This window comes from Caulobacter sp. B11 (genome assembly GCF_002737765.1).
GTDB lineage: Bacteria > Pseudomonadota > Alphaproteobacteria > Caulobacterales > Caulobacteraceae > Caulobacter.
On record NZ_PEGG01000205.1, the window covers coordinates 1 to 3,964 of the forward strand.

The window sequence follows — 3,964 nt, forward strand, 5'->3', positions numbered from 1 at the left end:
TCAACGCCCGCCCTTTGCCCCGGCTATATCGAGACCGAGATCAATGACGCCTGGTTCGCCACCGACGGCGGCCGGGCCCAGGTGGCCGCCTTTCCGCGTCGGCGGCTGATGGACGAGACGGCGCTGGACGAGGCCCTGCTTATGCTGGCCGGCCCCGGGGCGAAGTTCATCACCGGGTCGCTGATCCGCGTCGACGACGGCCAGTCGCTTTAGGAGCCTCGCCTCAGCTGGCCCAGGCCAGGGGCGGACGGGCCGGATAGGGAAAGGTCCCGCCAGGGCCCCGTCGCGCAGAAAGATGCGGACCTCGGCGTCGCGGCCCTGGTCCGCCAGGCGCTCGCCAGGCCGCGGGCGGCCAGCTCGGCGCGACCGCCCCGCTCGAATTCCAGGTCCAGGCCGAGGGCCTCGGACCGGACCGACCAGCCCTGACGGGCGGGGGAGACACAAATCAGCAGAGCCATGCCAACGCCTTTACACAGAGAAGACCCGTCGTCGCCGCGAGGCCTCAATAGGCTCGACGTGGCGCATTTCCACGACAGGGATGTGTCCAATCCAAGATGATCGCGCCCACAACGCCCGACGCCTTCGTTCGGTTCGCGGCTCTTTTGGCGGCGACGAGCGTCGCGCCCCCGACGAGCCCGCGGCGCGACGCGGGCAAGGCTCTCACGGGGCGGCGCGCCCGCTCTCACAACGGCTTGAGCAAGTTATCCCAGAGCATTGCGATGACCGAAAGGGTGTCGTCCACGCGCTCAGAAACGCACAAAGAACAATGTTATCCGCAGCTTGAGCGTCGGCCTGCGACAATCATCCGGGTTTTCTCAAGGTTAATCCTCGTGTAGTCAGGCCGCCTCTGAAGCGTGAGGCCACGAAAACTTGACCTTGGAATCTCTTCGACGTGCGGCTCTGATGGCTGTCCTGGCCATCACCTGCGCCACCGGCGTCGCCCACGCGACGCCTCTCGAAGACGCCCCCGGCGTCGCGCCCTCCGAGGCCGTGGCCGGCGATGTCCCCGTGGCCGCAGACGCCCAAGTCTCCCTGCCCTCGGCCCCCCGACCCTATCTGCAGATCCTGGCCGCGGCCCTCGCCGACCAAGGCCCGCGCGAGGACGTGCGTCAGGCGATCGCGGCGGCGGCCGCCGCCTATGCCGTCGATCCAGCCCTGATCGAGGCCGTGGCCTGGAAGGAATCGCGTTTCCAGCACAAGGCCCGCTCGCGGCGCGGCGCCGTGGGCGTCATGCAGCTGCTGCCCTCGACGGCCCGGGGCCTGGGGGTCAATCCGTTCGACATGGCCCAGAACGTCCGCGGCGGCGCGCGGTATCTGAGCGAGATGCTGACCCAGTTCGGCGGCGACGTGAAACTGGCCCTGGCCGCCTATAACGCCGGCCCCGGCGCGGTGCGCCGGCATGGCGGGGTGCCGCCCTATGCCGAGACCCAGAACTATGTGACCGCCATCCTCGGCCGGATGGCCCTGACCGCCGCCGTCAACGGCCGCTAAAGGCTCAGATCAGCCGGCGGCGAGCAGCTCGAAGCTCCCCGCCAGGCCGTCCACCGCGCTGCTGGCCACCCACAGGTCGAAGCGGCCCGGCTCGACCGTCCAGCGGTCGCCCTCGCCGACGAACATCAACTGATCGCGCCGCAGGGTGAACCGGACCTCGCGCCGTTCGCCGGGCCGCAGGGCGACCCGCTGGAAGCCCTTGAGCTCGCGCACCGGCCGGGTGCGGCTGGCCACCCGGTCGCGGATATAGAGCTGGACGACATGCTCGCCGGCGACCTGGCCCAGATTGGCGACCTGGGCGGCGATGGTCAGGGTGGCGTTCCAGGCCAGGCGCTCGGTCGACAGCGACAGGTGGCTCAGACCGAACGGCGCATAGCCCAGCCCGTGGCCGAAGGCGTAGGCCGCCTCGTTGCGGGTGGTGCGCCAGCGGGCCTTGTATTCCTGGCTCTCGGGGGCCAGCGGCGCGGGGCGGCCGGTGCTGCGATGATTGTAGGCGAAGGGCTCCTGGCCGCTCTCGTGCGGGAAGCTGACCGGCAGCCGGCCCGACGGATTGACCGCCCCGAACACCACGTCGGCGACGGCGTTGCCGGTCTCTGTGCCCAGGAACCAGGTGGCCAGGATGGCCGGCGCCGCCTTGACCGCGCCTTCGAGCACCATGGCCCGGCCGTGGCGCAGCAGGACGACGACGGGCTTGCCGGTCGCCGCCACCGCCTCGGCCAGCAGATGCTGGGCGCGCGGCAGGCCGATATCGGTGCGCGACTGGGCCTCGCCCGACATGTTCTGACTCTCGCCGATCGCCAGCAGCACGACATCGGCGGCGTTGGCGGCGGCCACGGCCGCCTCGATGCCGCCGGGAATGGCGCTCTCGACCTCGCTGCCCTTGGCGATGACCAGCCAGCCCGGGTCGTCCAGGCCGGCGCGCAGGCCGGTGGCCAGATCGACGCCCAGGCTCTTGTCGCCGAAGAACGACCAGGGCCCCAGGATGTTGTCGCGGTCCTCGGCGAACGGTCCGATCAGGGCGATGCGCTTGCCCGACCGCGGCAGGGGCAGCAGCCCGCCCTCATTGCGCAGCAGCACGATCGAGCGCGCGCCGGCCTCGCGGCTGAGGGCCCGCAGGGCCGGGGTGGCGGTGCGGCTGTTCTGCAGCTTGGGATCGATCGAGCGGAACGGCCGGTCGAACAGGCCCAGGGCCTCCTTCAGCATCAGCACCCGTCGCACCGAGGCGTCGATCACCGCCAGGGGGACCTCGCCGCCAGCGACCAGCTCGGGCAGGTAGCGGTTATAGAGCCCGCTCTGCATGCTGATATCGACCCCGGCCAGGATGGCCAGACGGGCGGCGTCGCGATCGTCGACGGCGAAGCCGTGGGCGACCAGTTCCTGATCGGCGGTATAGTCGCTGATCGTCACGCCCTTGAAGTTCCACTCGCCACGCAGGATGTCGTCGAGCAGATGGCGGTTGGCGGTGGCGGGCACGCCGTTGATGTCGTTGAAGGCGGTCATCACCGACAGGCAGCCGGCCTCGAAGGCGGCCAGGAACGGCGGCAGATGGGTCTCGCGCAGGGCGGCTTCCGACAGCTCGACCGAATTGTAGTCCATGCCCGCCGTCACCGCCCCATAGGCGGCGAAGTGCTTGGCGGTGGCCAGCAGGCTGTCGGGCGCGGTCAGGTCCTTGCCCTGGAAACCGCGCACCCGGGCCTGGGCCAGCATCTGGCCCAGGAAGACGTCCTCGCCCGCCCCTTCCGAGACCCGGCCCCAGCGCTGGTCGCGGGCCACGTCGACCATGGGGGCGAAGGTCCAGTGCAGGCCGTGCGAGCTGGCCTCGATCGCCGCCGCCCGCGCCGTGCGCTCGGCCAGGTGCGGATCGAAGGCGCTGGCCTCGGCCAGGGGAATGGGAAACACCGTCTTGAAGCCGTGGATCACGTCGCCGGCCAGCAGCAACGGAATGCCCAGCCGCGAATGCTCGACGGCGGCGGTCTGGGCCAGGCCGGCCCCTCGACGCCCAGGCCGTTGAACAGGGTCCCGATGCGGCCGGCGCGGATCTCGGCCAGCAGCTCCTGGGTGTTGCGGACATTGACCAGCGGATTGATGTCGCCGACCGGCGGACGGATCATGTCGGCGAAGCAGCTGAGCTGGCCGGCCTTCTCCTCGAGGGTCATCTGGGCGATCAGGGCCTCGACCCGGGCCGAGCCCCCGTCGGCCGCGCTCGCCGCGCCGCCCAGCGCCAGGCCCGCCAGACCCGCGGCGCCCGCCAGCAGCTGGCGCCGATCCAGACCCCCACGAACCATTGATTCCCCCGCGCACACTTCGGTGCGAAACTCGCACAAACGCCCGCCGACGCAATCGAAAGCCGCCTGTCGCGCGACCTCGGGGCAAGCAAGGCGTTGCGAAGACAGGGATCAGGGAAGACGCGACGATGACACCGCCTGGCGTATCGACATTCGGCTCGGACATGCGGGCGACAGCGCGCCCCTGC

At 70.7% G+C, this 3,964-nt stretch carries 2 protein-coding genes and 1 pseudogene; 2 read left to right on the forward strand and 1 reads right to left on the reverse strand.

Annotated elements, in window-relative coordinates; genetic code table 11:
* The coding region (locus tag CSW58_RS09065; RefSeq protein WP_143755144.1) for an SDR family oxidoreductase at window positions 1-213 on the forward strand (213 nt) is incomplete at its 5' end.
* 690 nt (window positions 214-903) lie between these two features.
* Window positions 904-1,491, forward strand: a complete 588-nt coding sequence (locus tag CSW58_RS15930; protein ID WP_099447069.1) for a lytic transglycosylase domain-containing protein — start codon at window positions 904-906, stop codon at window positions 1,489-1,491.
* Window positions 1,492-1,500: 9 nt separating this feature from the next.
* On the opposite strand, the pseudogene CSW58_RS09080 reads toward CSW58_RS15930, so the two are convergent.
* Window positions 1,501-3,776 (reverse strand): annotated as a pseudogene (locus CSW58_RS09080) (glycoside hydrolase family 3 N-terminal domain-containing protein).
* Window positions 3,777-3,964: the final 188 nt, after the last annotated feature.

Excerpts from the sequence above, each read along its gene's own strand:
- CSW58_RS15930 (WP_099447069.1), top strand. The coding sequence starts at position 904 with ATGGCTGTCCTGGCCATCACCTGCGCCACCGGCGTCGCCCACGCGACG.